The 15,508-nt window shown below is 63.5% G+C and carries 14 protein-coding genes and 1 pseudogene; 12 read left to right on the top strand and 3 right to left on the bottom strand.

From position 1 onward, the window contains the following. Nucleotides 1-99: 99 nt before the first annotated feature. Nucleotides 100-1,728, top strand: a complete 1,629-nt coding sequence (locus tag ACVDG8_RS09000; protein WP_447254390.1) for a fatty-acid--CoA ligase — start codon at nt 100-102, stop codon at nt 1,726-1,728. A gap of 140 nt (nt 1,729-1,868) precedes the next feature. Then, the gene (locus ACVDG8_RS08995; RefSeq protein WP_447254389.1) at nt 1,869-2,654 is read left to right on the top strand and encodes a DUF1499 domain-containing protein; all 786 of its coding nucleotides are present in this window, start codon (nt 1,869-1,871) and stop codon (nt 2,652-2,654) included. Between the two features lie 2 nt (nt 2,655-2,656). Here the strand turns inward: ACVDG8_RS08995 and ACVDG8_RS08990 are convergent, their stop codons facing one another. After that, nucleotides 2,657-3,562: an MBL fold metallo-hydrolase gene (locus ACVDG8_RS08990; RefSeq protein ID WP_447254388.1), complete on the bottom strand. Its 906-nt coding sequence runs from the start codon at nt 3,560-3,562 to the stop codon at nt 2,657-2,659. 99 nt (nt 3,563-3,661) lie between these two features. Between ACVDG8_RS08990 and ACVDG8_RS08985 the strand changes: the two genes are divergently transcribed. The 9 genes from ACVDG8_RS08985 to ACVDG8_RS08945 all read left to right on the top strand — a co-directional run bounded on the left by ACVDG8_RS08985 (nt 3,662) and on the right by ACVDG8_RS08945 (nt 11,947). Beyond that, a complete protein-coding gene (locus ACVDG8_RS08985; protein WP_447254387.1) occupies nt 3,662-4,252 on the top strand; it encodes a biotin transporter BioY in 591 nt (196 codons plus the stop codon). A 255-nt stretch (nt 4,253-4,507) separates the two neighbouring features. Next, nucleotides 4,508-5,398 (top strand): glucose-1-phosphate thymidylyltransferase RfbA, encoded by an 891-nt coding sequence (gene rfbA / locus ACVDG8_RS08980; RefSeq protein ID WP_447254386.1) that lies wholly within the window; start codon nt 4,508-4,510, stop codon nt 5,396-5,398. Next, nucleotides 5,391-5,945 carry a dTDP-4-dehydrorhamnose 3,5-epimerase gene (gene rfbC / locus ACVDG8_RS08975; RefSeq protein ID WP_447254385.1) on the top strand — a complete coding sequence of 185 codons (555 nt, stop codon included), beginning with the start codon at nt 5,391-5,393 and terminating at the stop codon, nt 5,943-5,945. Before rfbA ends, rfbC begins: the two co-directional genes overlap by 8 nt. Nucleotides 5,946-5,959: 14 nt before the next feature. Beyond that, the gene (gene rfbB, locus ACVDG8_RS08970) at nt 5,960-7,042 is read left to right on the top strand and encodes a dTDP-glucose 4,6-dehydratase (RefSeq protein WP_447257281.1); all 1,083 of its coding nucleotides are present in this window, start codon (nt 5,960-5,962) and stop codon (nt 7,040-7,042) included. Continuing rightward, nucleotides 7,039-7,926: a dTDP-4-dehydrorhamnose reductase gene (rfbD, locus tag ACVDG8_RS08965; RefSeq protein WP_447254384.1), complete on the top strand. Its 888-nt coding sequence runs from the start codon at nt 7,039-7,041 to the stop codon at nt 7,924-7,926. The genes rfbB and rfbD overlap by 4 nt, the downstream gene beginning before the upstream one ends. Before the next feature lie 349 nt (nt 7,927-8,275). Further along, nucleotides 8,276-10,288, top strand: coding sequence for an SDR family NAD(P)-dependent oxidoreductase (locus ACVDG8_RS08960; RefSeq protein WP_455707649.1), 2,013 nt, complete (start codon nt 8,276-8,278; stop codon nt 10,286-10,288). A 208-nt stretch (nt 10,289-10,496) separates the two neighbouring features. Then, on the top strand, nt 10,497-10,655 hold the full coding sequence (locus ACVDG8_RS08955; RefSeq protein ID WP_447254382.1) for a glycosyltransferase: 159 nt from the start codon (nt 10,497-10,499) through the stop codon (nt 10,653-10,655). Between the two features lie 63 nt (nt 10,656-10,718). After that, on the top strand, nt 10,719-11,408 hold the full coding sequence (locus ACVDG8_RS08950; RefSeq protein WP_447257445.1) for a glycosyltransferase family 2 protein: 690 nt from the start codon (nt 10,719-10,721) through the stop codon (nt 11,406-11,408). After that, the gene (locus ACVDG8_RS08945) at nt 11,408-11,947 is read left to right on the top strand and encodes a sugar transferase (RefSeq protein ID WP_447257280.1); all 540 of its coding nucleotides are present in this window, start codon (nt 11,408-11,410) and stop codon (nt 11,945-11,947) included. Before ACVDG8_RS08950 ends, ACVDG8_RS08945 begins: the two co-directional genes overlap by 1 nt. Here the strand turns inward: ACVDG8_RS08945 and ACVDG8_RS08940 are convergent. Together ACVDG8_RS08940 and ACVDG8_RS08935 are read right to left on the bottom strand one after the other, a co-directional pair. Next, a pseudogene (locus ACVDG8_RS08940) lies at nt 11,935-12,872 on the bottom strand (NAD-dependent epimerase/dehydratase family protein). The gene ACVDG8_RS08945 and the pseudogene ACVDG8_RS08940 sit on opposite strands and share 13 nt — an antisense overlap. Next, on the bottom strand, nt 12,869-14,161 hold the full coding sequence (locus ACVDG8_RS08935; protein WP_447254380.1) for an O-antigen ligase family protein: 1,293 nt from the start codon (nt 14,159-14,161) through the stop codon (nt 12,869-12,871). Before ACVDG8_RS08935 ends, ACVDG8_RS08940 begins: the two are co-directional and overlap by 4 nt. 441 nt (nt 14,162-14,602) lie before the next feature. Between ACVDG8_RS08935 and cysD the strand changes: the two genes are divergently transcribed. Beyond that, nucleotides 14,603-15,508, top strand: a complete 906-nt coding sequence (gene cysD / locus ACVDG8_RS08930; protein ID WP_447254379.1) for a sulfate adenylyltransferase subunit CysD — start codon at nt 14,603-14,605, stop codon at nt 15,506-15,508.

Below are 15,508 nucleotides of genomic sequence, written 5' to 3'. Positions count from 1 at the left end.
TTCGTCCACCGCCCTTGCACGGATGATGCTGGACAATCCGCTCGATCGTTTCACAATGCGTGAAACAAAAATGCCAAAGCGCAACAAGGGAGGAGAAGAATGCTCGGACTGATGCAGCCATGGCCGCTGCTCTGCCACAAGCTGATCGACCACGCCGAACGCCAGCACGGCAGCCGCGAGATCGTGTCGCGCTCGATCGAGGGGCCGATCGTGCGCACCACCTATGCCGAGATCCATCACCGCGCGTTGAAAGTCGCGCAAAGGCTGGAGCGCGACGGCTTCGGTCTCGGTGACCGCATCGCCACGCTTGCCTGGAATACCGCCCGCCATATCGAGGCCTGGTACGGCATCATGGGCATCGGCGCGATCTATCACACGCTCAACCCGCGGCTTTTCCCCGAGCAGATCGCCTGGATCATGAACAATGCCGAGGACAAGGCGATCTTCGTCGACCTGACCTTCGTGCCGCTGCTGGAAAAGATCGCCGGCGCGGTCCGGTCGTTGCGGCAGGTGATCGTTATGACCGACCGGGCGCACATGCCGCAAACGTCGTTGCCCAATGTTGTCGCCTACGAGGAATGGCTGGCCGAAGCGGACGGCGCCTTCGCCTGGAAGGTCTTCGACGAGAACACCGCCGCCGGCATGTGCTACACCTCCGGCACCACGGGCGACCCGAAAGGCGTGCTTTACAGCCACCGCTCCAATGTCCTCCACGCCATGCTGGCCGCCATGCCCGATGCCATGGGCATGTCGACGCGCGACGTGATCCTTCCCGTGGTGCCGATGTTTCACGCCAATGCCTGGGGGTTGGGCCAGAGCGGACCGATGATCGGCGCCAAGCTGGTCATGCCCGGCTGCAAGATGGACGGCGCTTCGATCTACGAGCTGCTCGACACCGAAAAGGTGACGTTCAGCGCCGCCGTGCCGACGGTGTGGATGATGCTGCTGCAACATCTGGAGGAGACCGGCAAGAAACTGCCGCATCTGCAGAAGGTCGTCATCGGCGGCGCGTCCTGCCCGCGCGCCATCACCGCCAAGTTCCAGGACAATTACGATGTCCAGGTCGTGCATGCCTGGGGCATGACCGAGATGTCGCCGCTCGGCACGCTGTGCACGCTCAAACCGCAATACGAGGTGCTGACCGGCGAGGCCCGGCTCGATATCCAGGGCAAGCAGGGTTTCCCGCCCTTCGGCGTCGAGATGAAGGTGACCGACGACGACGACAATGCGCTGCCCTGGGACGGCAAGACCTTCGGGCATCTCAAGGTGCGCGGCCCGGCCGTGGCTCGCGCCTATTACGGGGGCGCCGGCGCCGAGCAATTCGACGCTGACGGTTGGTTCGACACCGGCGATGTCGCCCACATCGATCCGAACGGCTACATGCAGATCACCGACCGCGCCAAGGACGTCATCAAGTCGGGCGGCGAATGGATATCGACGATCGATCTCGAAAATCTCGCCGTCGGCCATCCCGATGTGGCCGAAGCGGCGGCCATCGGCATCGCGCATTCCAAATGGGGCGAGCGGCCGTTGCTGGTCGTCGTGCGCAAGCCCGGAAAGGAGCCGAGCAAGAGCGATATCCTGACCTTCATGAGCGGCAAGGTGGCCAAATGGTGGGTGCCCGACGACGTCGCCTTCGTCGGCGAGATCCCGCACACCGCCACCGGCAAGATCCAGAAGACCACCTTGCGCGACCAGTTCAGGGATTACCGCCTGCCGACGGAATGAGAGGAAAGCCATCGGGCCGCAATCGCCGCAAATCGAAAAACGGTTTCCAGGAAAATGCCCGATCTTTTCCGTCTGGAACCGATTTCACCGATCGCCGAACTGCGCTAAGTCTCGGCCGGGCTGGGACGATACGGTAAAGAATGGCATCTACTCCTGAACGGCAGACGTCGAGAGCGGCCGGCTGGTCGCGGCGGATCGCGGCATTTTCCCTCGTCCTTTTGCTGACGGTCGCTGCCAGCTATCGGTTCGACCTCGTCGAGACGCCGCCTCTCCTGTGGGTGCTCGCGGTCGTGGCGCTGCTCGCCGCGCTCGCGCTGCTGCTGGCTGGGCTTGCCCTGTCGAAGGTCTGGAGCTTCGGCGACCGCGGCGGGCGCGATCTCAGCGTCGGCGCGCTGCTGGCCATTCTGGTGCTGGCGCCCTTTGGCGTCGCCGTCTACTGGGCGACGATCTATCCGCCGCTGCGCGACATCTCGACCGACCTCGACGATCCGCCGGCGCTCGACACCAGCGACCGTACAAGCGACATGAACGTACTTTCGCCGCCGACGCCGGGCGAGCAGCGCCTGCAGGCCGATGCCTATCCGCTGGTCACGGGGCGCAGCTACAATCTGCCGTTCGAGACCATTGTCGATGCGGTCGAAACCGTGCTCGACCGCCGCAACTGGCAATTGACCGCGCCCTATCCGGACATCAACGGTCAGAGCCAGGCGACGATCAATGCGCTGGCCAAGGGCTTCGTGCTCGGCCTGCCGGCCGACGTCGCCATCCGCATCACCGACGACGGCGATTCGGTGATCGTCGACATGCGTTCGGCCTCGCGCTACGGCCGCTACGACCTCGGCGACAATGCCGCCCGCATCACCGATTTCCTGGCCGAACTCGACCAGGAGGTCGCTGGCCAGGTTGGCCCGGCGCCGGCGGAATAGCTTTACGCCGGCCTGAAGACACCGTCGATTGCAGCATCGCCGTCGGTCGAGACCAGCCCGCGCGCCACCAGATCCTCAAGATGGGCAAGCACCGACAGGCCGGCCGCCCCATGCAGCCGCGGGTCGGTGTCGCGATAGATGGCCGCCACCATCTCCCGGATCGTCAGGTCTCCGGCGCGGATGCGCTCCAGGATCGCCGCTTCGCGCATCTTGCGATGGGTCTTCAGGCCGCGCATGAACCGGCGCGGCTCGGCCACCGGTCCGCCATGGCCCGGCAGCAGCAAACGGTCGTCCCGGGCGATCAGTCTGTCGAGCGAGCTCATGTAATCGGCCATGGCGCCGTCCGGCGGCGCGACGATCGAGGTCGACCACGCCATGACATGGTCGGCCGAAAACAAGGTCCCGGTGCCCTCAAGCGCAAACGCGGCGTGGTTGGCGGTGTGTCCCGGCGTCAGCACCGTGCGGATCGTCCAGCCATCGCCTCGGGTGAGGGCGTTGTCGGTCAGCGCAATATCGGGAACGAAACTGAGATCCGCGCTGGCATCGAGCGGGTTGACCTCGCCGATGCGCAGGGCGCGCGCCGGCCGGTGCGGCCCCTCGGCAAGCAAGGGTGCTCCAGTGCGTTCCTTCAGCCGCGCCGCCAGGGGCGAGTGGTCGCGATGGGTGTGGCTGACAAAGATGTGACTGACCGGCCTGCCGCCGATCGCTGCCAGCAGCGTTTCCAGATGGGCGTCGTCGTCCGGCCCCGGATCGATCACGGCCAGCGTGTCGCGGCCGATGACATAGCTGTTGGTGCCATGGAAGGTGAACGGGCTCGGGTTCCTGGCGGTGATGCGCAGCACGTCCGGCGCGACCGTGACCGCCTTGCCGTAGGCGGGATCGAAGCTGGTATCGAATTCAACTGCCATGCCGGGCTCCGTTGCGATGCGGCAAAACGATTGCCGCCTGATACGGAAGCCAATATAGGAAAACACAAGCCAGCAAATCAGCCACCAACGGGGAAGACCATGGCAACTGCAACCACGATGCGTCCGCTTGTTTCTCTCACTTTGCCCGATCGCGGTGCCGCCCGGCTCGCCACGCAGCTCTTTCTGGCGCTTGCCGGAACCCTGCTGCTCACGCTTTCAGCCAAGACGAAAGTGGTGCTCGGCCCGGTCGACATCTCGCTGCAGACGCTTGCCGTGCTGTTGATCGCTTCCGCCTTTGGCCTGCGCCTCGCCGTCGCGACGCTCGTCCTCTATCTCGTCGAAGGCGCCATGGGCTTTCCCGTCTTCCAAGGCACGCCGGAAAAGGGCATCGGCATCGCCTACATGCTGGGCTCAACCGGCGGTTATCTCGCCGGCTTCGTGGCGATGGCGGCGATCGCCGGCTGGGCCGCCGATCGCGGCTGGGACCGCAATCCGTTCAAGCTGTTCGGCGCCATGCTGACCGGCGAAGTGGTCATGATGGCGATGGGCTTTGCCTGGCTTGCAGTGCTCATCGGGCCGGAAAAGTCGTGGCAGTTCGGCGTCCTTCCGTTCATCGCCGGCGACCTGATCAAGGTCGCTTTAGCCGCCAGCCTAGTGCCGGCCGTGTGGGCGCTGCTCAAGCGCGGCTGAGACAGAACAACGCGAAAATGGGCCGGCGGGCTGAAATCCGCCGGTTTTTTTGCGTCCGGCTTCCGTGACCAATCCGAGATCCGGCCAATCGCCTGGGTTGCAAGTAGCCTATAGGTTGCAGGTAATTGTATCTGCAGCCGAAAGCAGTAAATCCGATATTAGGACCTGTTAGGCATAAACAAGCGAGCAGACACGCGAAACCCGACCGCGGGCAGCTCGATCAGGGCGTGCCCCGGCAGTTCAACGGAGAGCTTGTTGAAGGGAATAATTCTTGCGGGGGGCAGCGGAACACGCCTTTATCCGCTCACGATAGCGGTCTCCAAGCAGATCCTGCCGATCTACGACAAGCCGATGATCTATTACCCGCTGAGCGTGCTGATGCTGGCGGGAATACGCCAGATCATGGTCATCTCGACGCCGCGTGATTTGCCGGTTTTCCAGGCTCTGCTCGGCGATGGCTCGGAATTCGGTCTCGAGCTTTGCTATGCCGAGCAAGCGCAGCCCAACGGCCTCGCCGAAGCGTTCATCATCGGCCGCGATTTCATCGGCAAGGACAACGTGTCGATGATCCTGGGCGACAACATCTATTTCGGTGACGGCCTGTCGAAGCTTTGCCGGACGGCGGCCGAGCGCGAAAGCGGCGCCTCGGTCTTCGCCTACCATGTCGAGGATCCCGAGCGCTACGGCGTGGTTTCCTTCGACAAGGCCACCGGCAAGGCGCTGACCATCGAGGAGAAGCCGCTCAAGCCGAAATCGAGCTGGGCCGTCACCGGGCTTTACTTCTATGACAACAGGGTCGTCGACATCGCCTCGACCATCCGGCCCTCGGCGCGTGGCGAGCTCGAGATCACGGCGGTCAACAACGCTTATCTCGAGCTTGGCGAGCTGCATGTCCACCGTCTCGGCCGTGGCTATGCCTGGCTCGACACCGGCACGCATGACAGCCTGCACGAAGCGTCGTTCTTCGTGCGCACCATCGAGCATCGCCAGGGCATCAAGGTCGCTTGCCCGGAGGAAATCGCTTTCGAACAAGGCTGGCTCAGCGCCGACGAGGTCCTGCAACGCGCCGCGCGCCTTGGTAAGAACGAATACGCCGCCTATCTGCGCAGACGGGTCGCCGATCTGACGGAGGATCAGGGTGCTTGAAGTCAGGAAACTCGCGCTGGAGGGCCTGCTGGAGATCATGCCGAAGCGGCATGGCGACGCGCGCGGCTATTTCAGCGAGACCTGGAACGCAGAGCGTTTTGCCGAAGCCGGCATCGACCTGACATTCGTGCAGGACAACCATTCCTATTCCGCCGCCGCGGGCGTCCTGCGCGGCCTGCACTATCAGCTGCCGCCGCGCGCCCAGTCCAAGTTGCTGCGGGTTCTGCGCGGTCGCGTCTTCGATGTCGTCGTCGACATCCGCCGTTCGTCGCCGACCTTCCGCAAATGGGCGTCGCTGGAGATATCGGCGGAAAAGGGCAACCAGATCCTGGTGCCGAAAGGCTTCGCGCACGGCTTCGTGACGCTCGCGCCGGATACCGAGATTCTGTACAAGGTCACCGATACCTATTCGCCGGAGCATGACCGGTCGATCCGCTTCGACGATCCCGCCATCGGCATCGCCTGGCCATCGCTCGCCGGCGACTTTCAGCTTTCGGACAAGGATCGCAAGGCGCCGTTGCTCGCCGCGGCGGAGGTTTTCGCGTGAGGGAAGAGGGCCGTTTGAATTTCCTGGTTACAGGTGGCGCGGGCTTCATCGGCTCGGCCGTGTGCCGGCATCTGTGCGCCAATCCGGCCTATCGCGTCACCAATCTCGACAAGCTCACCTATGCCGGCAATCTTGCCTCGCTGCGGCCGATCGAGAACGCGCATAATTATCGTTTCGAGCAGGCCGACATCTGCGACGAACGCACAGTTCTCGAAATCCTGCGCCGGGACGACATCGATGTCGTCATGAACCTCGCCGCCGAGAGCCATGTCGACCGTTCGATCGACGGTCCGGGCGCTTTCATCGAGACCAACATCGTCGGCACCTACCGCATCTTGAATGCCGCGCTGGAATACTGGCGCGGCCTGTCGGACGACCGCAAGGCCGGGTTTCGCTTCCACCATGTCTCGACGGACGAGGTGTTCGGCGATCTGCCTTTCGACGGCGGCATGTTCGTCGAGGAGACGCCCTATGCGCCGTCCTCACCCTATTCGGCCTCGAAGGCGGCGTCCGACCACCTGGTGCGGGCCTGGCACGAGACCTACGGCTTGCCCGTGGTTCTCTCCAATTGTTCGAACAATTACGGCCCCTACCATTTTCCCGAAAAGCTGATCCCGCTGGTCATCCTCAATGCGCTCGACGAGAAGCCGCTGCCGATTTATGGCGCCGGCGCCAATGTTCGCGACTGGCTGTTTGTCGAGGATCATGCGCGGGCCCTGGAACTCGTCGCCACGAAAGGGCAGCCGGGCGAGAGTTACAATGTCGGCGGCAATTCCGAACGCACCAATCTTGGCGTCGTCGAGACGATCTGCGATCTGCTCGACCAAAGGCGGCCGCGCATAGGCGGCAAGAGCCATCGCGAGTTGATCGCCTTTGTCACCGACCGCCCCGGCCATGATCGCCGCTATGCGATCGATGCGTCGAAGATTGCGCGCGAACTCGGCTGGGCTCCGCGTGAGAGTTTCGACAGCGGCCTGGCAAGAACCGTCGGCTGGTACCTCGACAACAAATGGTGGTGGGGCCCGATCCGTGAGCAGCGCTACGCCGGCGAGCGGTTGGGCGGAGCCTCGACGGAAGGCCGCAAGGGGGCCGCGTGAGGCTTGCCGTCACCGGACGCGAAGGGCAGGTTGCCGCCAGTCTGCTCGAATTGGGGCGCAACCGCCGTGATGTCGAGGTTGTCGCCGTTGGCCGGCCGGCGTTCGACTTGACGCGGCCCGAGATGGTGTTCGCCGCGCTCGAGGCGGCAAATCCCGACATCGTCGTTTCGGCCGCCGCCTACACCGCCGTCGACCAGGCCGAGGACGAGAAGGAACTGGCTTTTGCCGTCAACGCCGTCGGCGCCGGCAAGGTCGCCGAGGCCGCCGCGCGGCTCGGCGTCCCGGTCATTCATCTGTCGACCGACTATGTCTTCGACGGCGCCAAGGACAGCGCCTATGTCGAGAGCGACCCGACGGCGCCGCTCGGCGTCTACGGCGCCTCCAAGCTCGCCGGCGAAGCGGCGGTTGCGGCGGCCAATCCGCGCCACATCATCCTGCGCACTGCCTGGGTCTACAGCCCGTTCGGAAAGAATTTCGTCAAGACCATGCTGAGGCTTGCCGCCGACCGCGACGAGCTGTCGATCGTCGCCGACCAATGGGGCAATCCGACATCGGCGCTCGATATTGCAGATGCGATCCTGCACGCGGCCGCCATGCTGGTCGAGGGCAAGGACACCGCCTTCGGCATCCATCACCTGGCCGGCACCGGGGAGACCAATTGGAGCGGCTTTGCCCGCCACATCCTGGACACCAGCCGGGCTCTTGGCGGACCACACGCCAGGGTCCGCGACATCGCGACTGCCGATTACCCGACCAAAGCAAGGCGCCCGGCCAATTCGCGGCTGTCGAGCGCCAAATTCGCCGCCGCCTTCGGCTGGACCGCGCCGGACTGGCGGGCGGCGACCGAGATGGTCGTTGCCCGTCTGGTGAAAGAACCGGATTGACGCTAGAAAGCCAGGGCGCCTGGCAGACTCCGGCGTTTCTAAACGGATCAAGGCGCCGGTGCTGCTCCAGTCGCTCAATCAGCTTACGACCAGCACAATGGCAAGGCGACAGCGCATCGGCGCCTGTCTAAGGCGGCCCATGGTCGAGTCCCGGCTCGTTCGGTGTCGTACAAATCATCGTCGTGCGATGGAATATGCACAAAAACCTCTGGCGATACGCCCGACTCCGCGCTATTGCGGTTGCGGGGTAAGGGGATCGGGGATTTGCAATCTAGAGTGGTGACGGTCAATATTTGATTCGGCACTTTTCTGATGGCTAAGTCCCGCGCCTGGAGTTCAGTGCAACCCTATGACGTCCTATGTAGAAGCCGTATCGGGACTCCGACCGAAGATGCGGCGCGCCATCATCATGATCCAGGATCTCGTCATGGTCCTGATTGCCGTGGCGCTTAGCCTGATTCTGTCGCAGTCACACCTCTCATTCGATGCTTTCTCCAACGGTGGACTGGCCTGCTGGGCGATCATCGTCCTCGTCGCCCATCTGCTGTTCCTTTCTTGCGGCCTCTACAACACCGTTTGGCGCTTTGCCTCCACGCCCGACTTCTTCAACATCCTGAAGGGCTGCGGCATTCTGACCGTGGTCCTCTATTTGACCTCGCTCGCCTTCCGCGTCTTCTTCCAGCCCGTCGCCGGCCTTAACGAACGCCAGTTCATCGTCTTTTTCCTTGTCTCCTTCACCATCATTTCGGCGCCGAGGCTTTATTACCGGTTCCTGCGCGACGGCGCGAGTTGGCGCATCCTGCGCCGGGCTCCAGGCGAGGCGCCGATCAGGCAGGCGTTGTTCGTCGGTCTGCTGAGCGAGGCTGACGTCATCGTTCGCTTCACCCGCACGGCCCTGCCGGTGGAATATGCCATCGCCGGCATCATGGCGACCGAAAGCGATGCGCCGCTCGGCACGCAGATCCACGGCGTTCCCGTGGTTGCGGTCAGGCCACGCCTGGTCGAGGTGCTGGAAGAATACGTCAAGGGAACGATGAACCTCGACCTCGTCATCTTTGGCAAGGGCGCCGAGCGCGACATCGAGGACTATGCCGAGCTGGTGCGCGTCGCGCGCCACAGCGGCATCACGGTCGTCCAGTTTTCCGGTCTTTCCGAGCTGGGGCAGGGCGGCAAGCTGGTCCTCGACAAGATCGAGATGGAAACGATCATGCGCCGCTCGGCCGTTGCCACCGATCTCGATCGCATCGGCGCTTTCGTCGACGGCAAGCGCGTCCTTGTTACCGGCGGCGCCGGCTCCATCGGCCGCGTGCTTGTCAAACGTTCGCTCGAGCTCGGCGCCGAGGCAGTGCTGGTGGCCGACAATTCCGAGTTCGGCATTTTTCAGCTCGACCAGCTGGTCGACGACAAGGAACGCAACCGGCTGACCAGCCGTATCGTCGACGTCACCGATCGCCGCCAGATGATGCGTGTCGTCGGGGAGTTCAAGCCGGCCATCATTTTCCACGCCGCGGCGCTAAAGCATGTGCCTATCCTGGAAGAGAACTGGGAAGCGGCGATCGAGACCAACGTTTTCGGCACGCTCGCTTGCGCCGAGGTCGCCGCCAAATGCGGCGTTCCGCAGTTCCTGCTCATTTCCAGCGACAAGGCGGTGGACCCGACGTCCGTGCTCGGCATCACCAAGCGGGCAGCCGAGCAGATCGTCGCCGCGTTGCATGAGGTGCATGCGGCGCCTGGATCGAATGGCGGCGGGCCTAACGGCCATGACAATGGCAACCGTCCTCCCGGCACCAAATTCATCGCCGTGCGCTTCGGCAATGTCTTTGGCTCCAACGGCTCGGTGGCAACCATCTTCCAGACCCAGATCGAGGCTGGCGGCCCGGTCACCATCACCGACCGGCGCATGACCCGCTATTTCATGACCGTTGCCGAGGCCGTCGACCTCGTCATCATGTCGGCCGCCGACGCCGAGCGGCGGCCGGGCAAGGATGACTACGCCATCTACATGCTCGACATGGGCAAGCCGGTGCCGATCCTCGAAGTCGCGGAGACGATGATCCGCATGGCCGGCAAATCTCCCTACACCGACATCCCGATCCGCTTCACCGGGGTCAGGCCGGGCGAGAAGCTGCACGAGACACTGCACGGTGAGAACGAGGAGGTCGTCAAGCTCGACATCGCCAAGATTTTCGGCCTAAGGAGCGAGGTGGTGGGATGGTCAAAGATCCAGGTCGGGTTGACGGCTCTGCAAGCGGCTATGCGCGACCAGGACAAGGCAACGGCTCTCGCGGTGCTGGCGCAATTGCATGACGTGCTGGACGCACCCGAGCGAGAGGTGCCGAAAGCGGCGAGCCAGACAGCCTAGAAACAATCCCAGAAAAAGTCGCGAGCGGTTTTTTGTTTGAAACTGCGTCAAAACAAGGCAATTGGAGCGGTTTGCCGCCCGCTGGTGTGGTTTACTGTTTTCATGAAATTGAAACCGCCCCGCTTAGTCTTGCCCATGCATTGCCGTTATTTTAGCATGCGGGAATATCGCGCGCGGGCGATTACAAGTCGTGACACAAGACCAGTGTGTGGCCGTTCTTCTGGGCACGAAGGACGGCGCGGCATTTATCAATGAGCAGTTGGAAACCTTGGCAGCGCAGTCCTGGCCCCGGATCGACCTGTGGGTTTCCGACGATGGTTCGACCGATGGCACGATATCCATCGTCGAAGCATGGCGGAGCCGATAGAAGAAGGGGCGCCTTACATTGGTTGACGGCCCGCGACAGGGTTTCGCCGCCAATTTCCGTTCCATGACCATAAATCCTTGCATAGAAGCCGGCTATTATGCCTTTTGCGATCAGGATGACGTCTGGGAACCTGATCGGCTCAGGAGCGCCATCCACTGGATAGAAACCCAGGATGCCGAGACGCCGCTTTTGTTCTGCTCGCGCACAACGACAATTTCCGAGACCGGCCGGGCGGCCGGTTACTCTCCGCTCTTCCCGCACCCGCCTTCGTTCCGTAACGCGCTGGTGCAGAGCATTGCCGGCGGCAACACCATGCTGCTCAACCGCGCGGCGCGCGACCTTCTCGCGAAAGCGTCTGCCAGGACCGACTTCATCGGCCACGACTGGTGGGCTTATCTCATCGTTGCCGCTGGTGGAGGCAAGATCCGTTACGAGCCGAGGCCGCTGGTGAGATACCGCCAGCACGGGACAAATCTTGTCGGCGCCAATGTCCCATGGAAGGCGAGGCTTTCCAGGATCGAGCGCCTGCGCAGCGGCCAGTTCGTCGCCTGGATCGATGCCAATCTGCACGGTCTGGCCGTCAACCGCGACCTGCTGACGAGCGATGCGGAGCATTGTCTCTCCCTGTTCACCAGCGCGCGCCAGGGCAACTTTTTGACACGCTTCAGCCTGCTCCGCCAAAGCGGCGTCTACCGGCAGACGTTGCTGGGAACACTGGGCCTTTATCGTGCCGTCCTGCGGCGCTGGATCTGATCGTGGCGGCCAAGCGCGTTCTCGATCTGGCCATCGCGGCTCCGGTGCTGCTGGTGACGGCTCCGGCTCTGCTTGTCGCGATGCTGGCAATCCGCGCGACCTCACCCGGCCCCGCCATCTTCTCGCAAGTCCGCGTCGGCCGGGATGGGGCTTTGTTTGTCTGCCGCAAATTGCGCACGATGCATCGCGAAACGCCGTCCTTGCCCACCCACCAGGCGCCGGCCAATTCGGTCACCGCGATCGGCAAGGTGCTGCGCGCAACCAAGATCGACGAGCTGCCGCAGCTCTGGAACGTGCTCAAGGGCGAGATGAGCCTTGTCGGCCCGCGCCCCTGTCTGCCGACGCAGACCGAACTGATCGAGCGGCGCCGGCAACTGGGCGTGCTCACCGCGCTGCCGGGCATCACCGGGCTTGCGCAGATCAAGGGCATCGATATGTCGGATCCGAAGCTTTGCGCCGAGACCGATGCCGCCTACCTCAAGGCGGCTTCCATGGGCCTGGACCTCAAGATCTTGCTCGGCACGTTCTATCGCAGCTGAGCGGCGTTACGCGCCAGCTGGCGGAGCCGGCCGTGCGTATCGGCTTCGGGTTTCCAGCCTTCCGATGCCAGCAGCGACGCATCGCAAATCTGGCTTGCGGAAAGGGCCTGCCATGACGCTCGCTTGCCAAGCAGGCTTGCTGCCAGCCGAAGCGGCGGCGGTGACATGGGAAGGAGGCGCGGCGGACGGCCAAAACCTTGCCGGAACGCAATCACGATCTCAGACATCGCGACTGGCGCGGAATCGCTCGCGGCATAGACCGAATGGGGCGGTGTCCGCGTCGTCAGCATATGCAATACCGCGTCCGCCACCGCGTCGGCCGATATCAGCGAGCGGACGCCGGTCAACGCGCCGCTGGGCAGCGGCAAGGCGGTATCGGCAAGCCGCATGAGCGCCGCCATGTTGCCCTTCATGCCTTCGCCATAGACCGGTGGCAGCCGCAGCACCGTTGCATCGGCGCGTCCGGCCGCCGCAAAGGCCGCCAATATCGCGATCTCGCCCTCGCGCTTGGAACGTCCATAGGCGTCCTGCGGGACTGCGGGCGTGGCCTCGTCGATGGTGCCGCTGAAGCCTGGGCCTGCGACAGCGCGGATCGAAGAGAGTAAACGAAGCGCCCGCCGATGCATGCCGCCGCTGCCTGGGCCAGCCTTCCGGTCAGGGTTGCGTTTGCCGCCATGTAATCCGCGTCGCTGGCGCGCCGGTCGTTGTTGAGGGCCGCGCAGTGAACGACATGCGAAACGTCCTGCATCAGCGCCAGGAAGGCTGCGTCCGGCGCATCGACGCCGGGCAGCACGACCGCATCGTCCGCGCCCGCCAGTCGTTGCGGTTGGCGGGAGGCGGCCCGTATGTCTAAGCCGGCCGCGCGCAGCCGGCTGACCGCCTGGCGCCCGACGAAGCCCGTCGCGCCGGTGACCAGGACCTTCATGGTTGCCGGCTGGCGCCCGGCAGGATCGCGGGCGCGCTTCTCCCGGTCGGCGCCACAGTGCGCCCGGATGCAAGGTAGGTCCCTGAAATCAGGAACACCATCAGCGTCGCGTCGAGGATGTCATGGCCGACAACAATGCCGGTCATGCCGCCGACGAGGTAGGTGATGACGGTGACGAGGATCATCGTCGCACCGAACCGCTCCACCGGAACGGCGCTGAGCCGCAGCACCCTTGCCGCGTTCCAGGCGGCAACGATGAAGATCGCGGCAAGAGCCAGCGCCCCCAGCAGGCCGGCCTCCACCAGCGCGGTGATAAAGCCGTTGTGGAAGTGGCTGAAGCCGGCATCGAGGCCGAACCGGTCGTGAAATCCCTGCTTCATCAGGTCCCGGCTGGCGGAGATGCCATGACCGAAAATCGGCGCCTCGCGGAACGCGCTGAGGCCGATCTCCCACATCGCCACGCGAAAGCCGATCGCGGTCGAGTGGTCGCCTGTAGCGTTCAGCGCGTCCAGGTCGTTGATCATGAAATCGGTGCGGTTCATGATCACCGGGAAACCGATTGCAGCGATCACCAGGCAGACCGCGCCGACAATCACCACGATACGCACCAGCTGGGCACGCGTGAGCCCTCGGCGGTTGACGAGAAGGACGGCAACACCGGCGACCAGCATGGCCAGCCAGATCGTGCGCGATCCCGAAAGGATGACGGAAGTGGCTCCGCCGAAGGCCGCGACAGCCAGCGGCAGCCAACGCTTTTCGATTCCTACCAGGGCGCCCGCCAGGCACATCATGACGGCAAGGCAGGCAACCGTCGCGAACACGATCGCATTTCCGGCGCCGCCTTCGGGCCTGATGCCAAACCAGTAATACTGGACGACCGCAAGCGCCAGCGCGCCGAAGCAGGCCGCGGCACTCGCCAGCACGGCGATGCGCGCCAGCGCGTTCTTGTCCGTAATGCTCCAGGTCGAATAGGAGATCGGGAAGAAGACCAGGGTGATCAGCGGCAGGAACAACCGCAGATCGTCCTTGAGCGTGCCGTTGACGATCGCGGCCAACACCATCGCCGCGCAATAGGCATAGATCGCTATCGTCAGCGCGAGCATCGGCCGGTCGATGTTCAGACGCCGCCGTTTTGCAGCCAGCAGCAGCGCCGACCATACCGCGGCGCCGTTGAAGGTGACGCTCACCAGCGAGCCGAGCACCGGCGGCGAGAAGAAACAGACGATCGAGAAATAGATATTGATTTGTGCGGGCGTGAGATAGCGCCGGAGCGATGTAAGCGGGTTCAATGCCTTGCTTCGCAATCTTCCAGATTGTCCGCAACCCACGAAGCCAGCCGATGCTGCTCCATGGTTTGCGTCGATCCTGCCTTGCCCCGTTCCCAAGCCCCTATTAGCGGTTGACGTCGATCCGCGATAGGCCAGCGGGTGGATGTTCAGGTAAAAAAACCGGTGCCGCGGAAATCCTGTAACCCGCTGGAGGCAACGGTTCTTCCCTGGCCGGTAGATATTTCGATCCGCAGGTAAGATTTTTCGTCGCGACGGGTTTGGTTGGAAAATTCGTTCCCAAACCATGATGCTCCACACGCGTCTTGCATTGTTATCGGCGGTACCGATCTGTTAGAACGCCTGCACGAAACAGATTGTCCCAATCGAACCTGGCCCGGCGTACGGCTTTCGCCCCAAAACGCAAGATTTCGTTCGGCGGCACGAGAGAATGCTCAACAGTCCATGAACATCGCGCTTACGCATCTGCAGCGGCTCGAGGCCGAATCCATCCACATCTTCCGGGAGGTCGCGGCTTCTTTTTCCAAGCCGGTGATGCTCTATTCGGTGGGCAAGGATTCCTCGGTGCTGATGCATCTGGCGATAAAGGCGTTCTACCCCGCCAAGCCGCCTTTCCCGTTCCTGCATGTCGACACCACCTGGAAGTTCCGCGAGATGATCGCCTTTCGCGATCAGATGGCGCAGAAGCTCGGTTTCGACCTGCTCGTCCATGTCAACGAGGACGGCGTGCGCGACGGCATCAATCCGTTCGACCATGGCTCCAACACCCACACCCATGTGATGAAGACGGTGGCGCTGCGCCAGGCGCTCGACAAATACGGCTTCGACGCGGCCTTCGGTGGTGCGCGCCGCGACGAGGAGAAGTCGCGCGCCAAGGAGCGCATCTTCTCCTTCCGCAACGCCCAGCACGCCTGGGACCCGAAGAACCAGCGGCCGGAAATGTGGAAGATCTTCAACACCCGCATCGCGCCGGGCGAGTCGATTCGCGTCTTCCCGCTGTCGAACTGGACCGAGCTCGACATCTGGCAGTACATCCTGCAGGAAAACATCCCGATCGTGCCGCTCTATTTCGCCAAGGAGCGGCCGGTGGTCGAACGTGACGGCATGCTGATCATGAAGGACGATGACCGTATGCAGCTGCGCCCCGGCGAGACAATCGAGAACCGGCTGGTGCGCTTCCGCACGCTTGGCTGCTACCCGCTGACCGGCGCCATCGACTCCGAAGCCGACACGCTGGAAGCGATCGTCGGCGAGATGCTGACCGCCCGCACCTCCGAGCGCCAGGGCCGACTCATCGACCGCGACGAGGCGGGCTCGATGGAAAAGAAGAAGCGCGAGGGTTATTTCTGA

It is taken from the genome of Mesorhizobium sp. ORM8.1 (assembly GCF_053005525.2).
The sequence above is the reverse complement of the archived record's forward strand: the minus strand, read 5'-3'. Positions and strand labels throughout refer to the sequence as shown.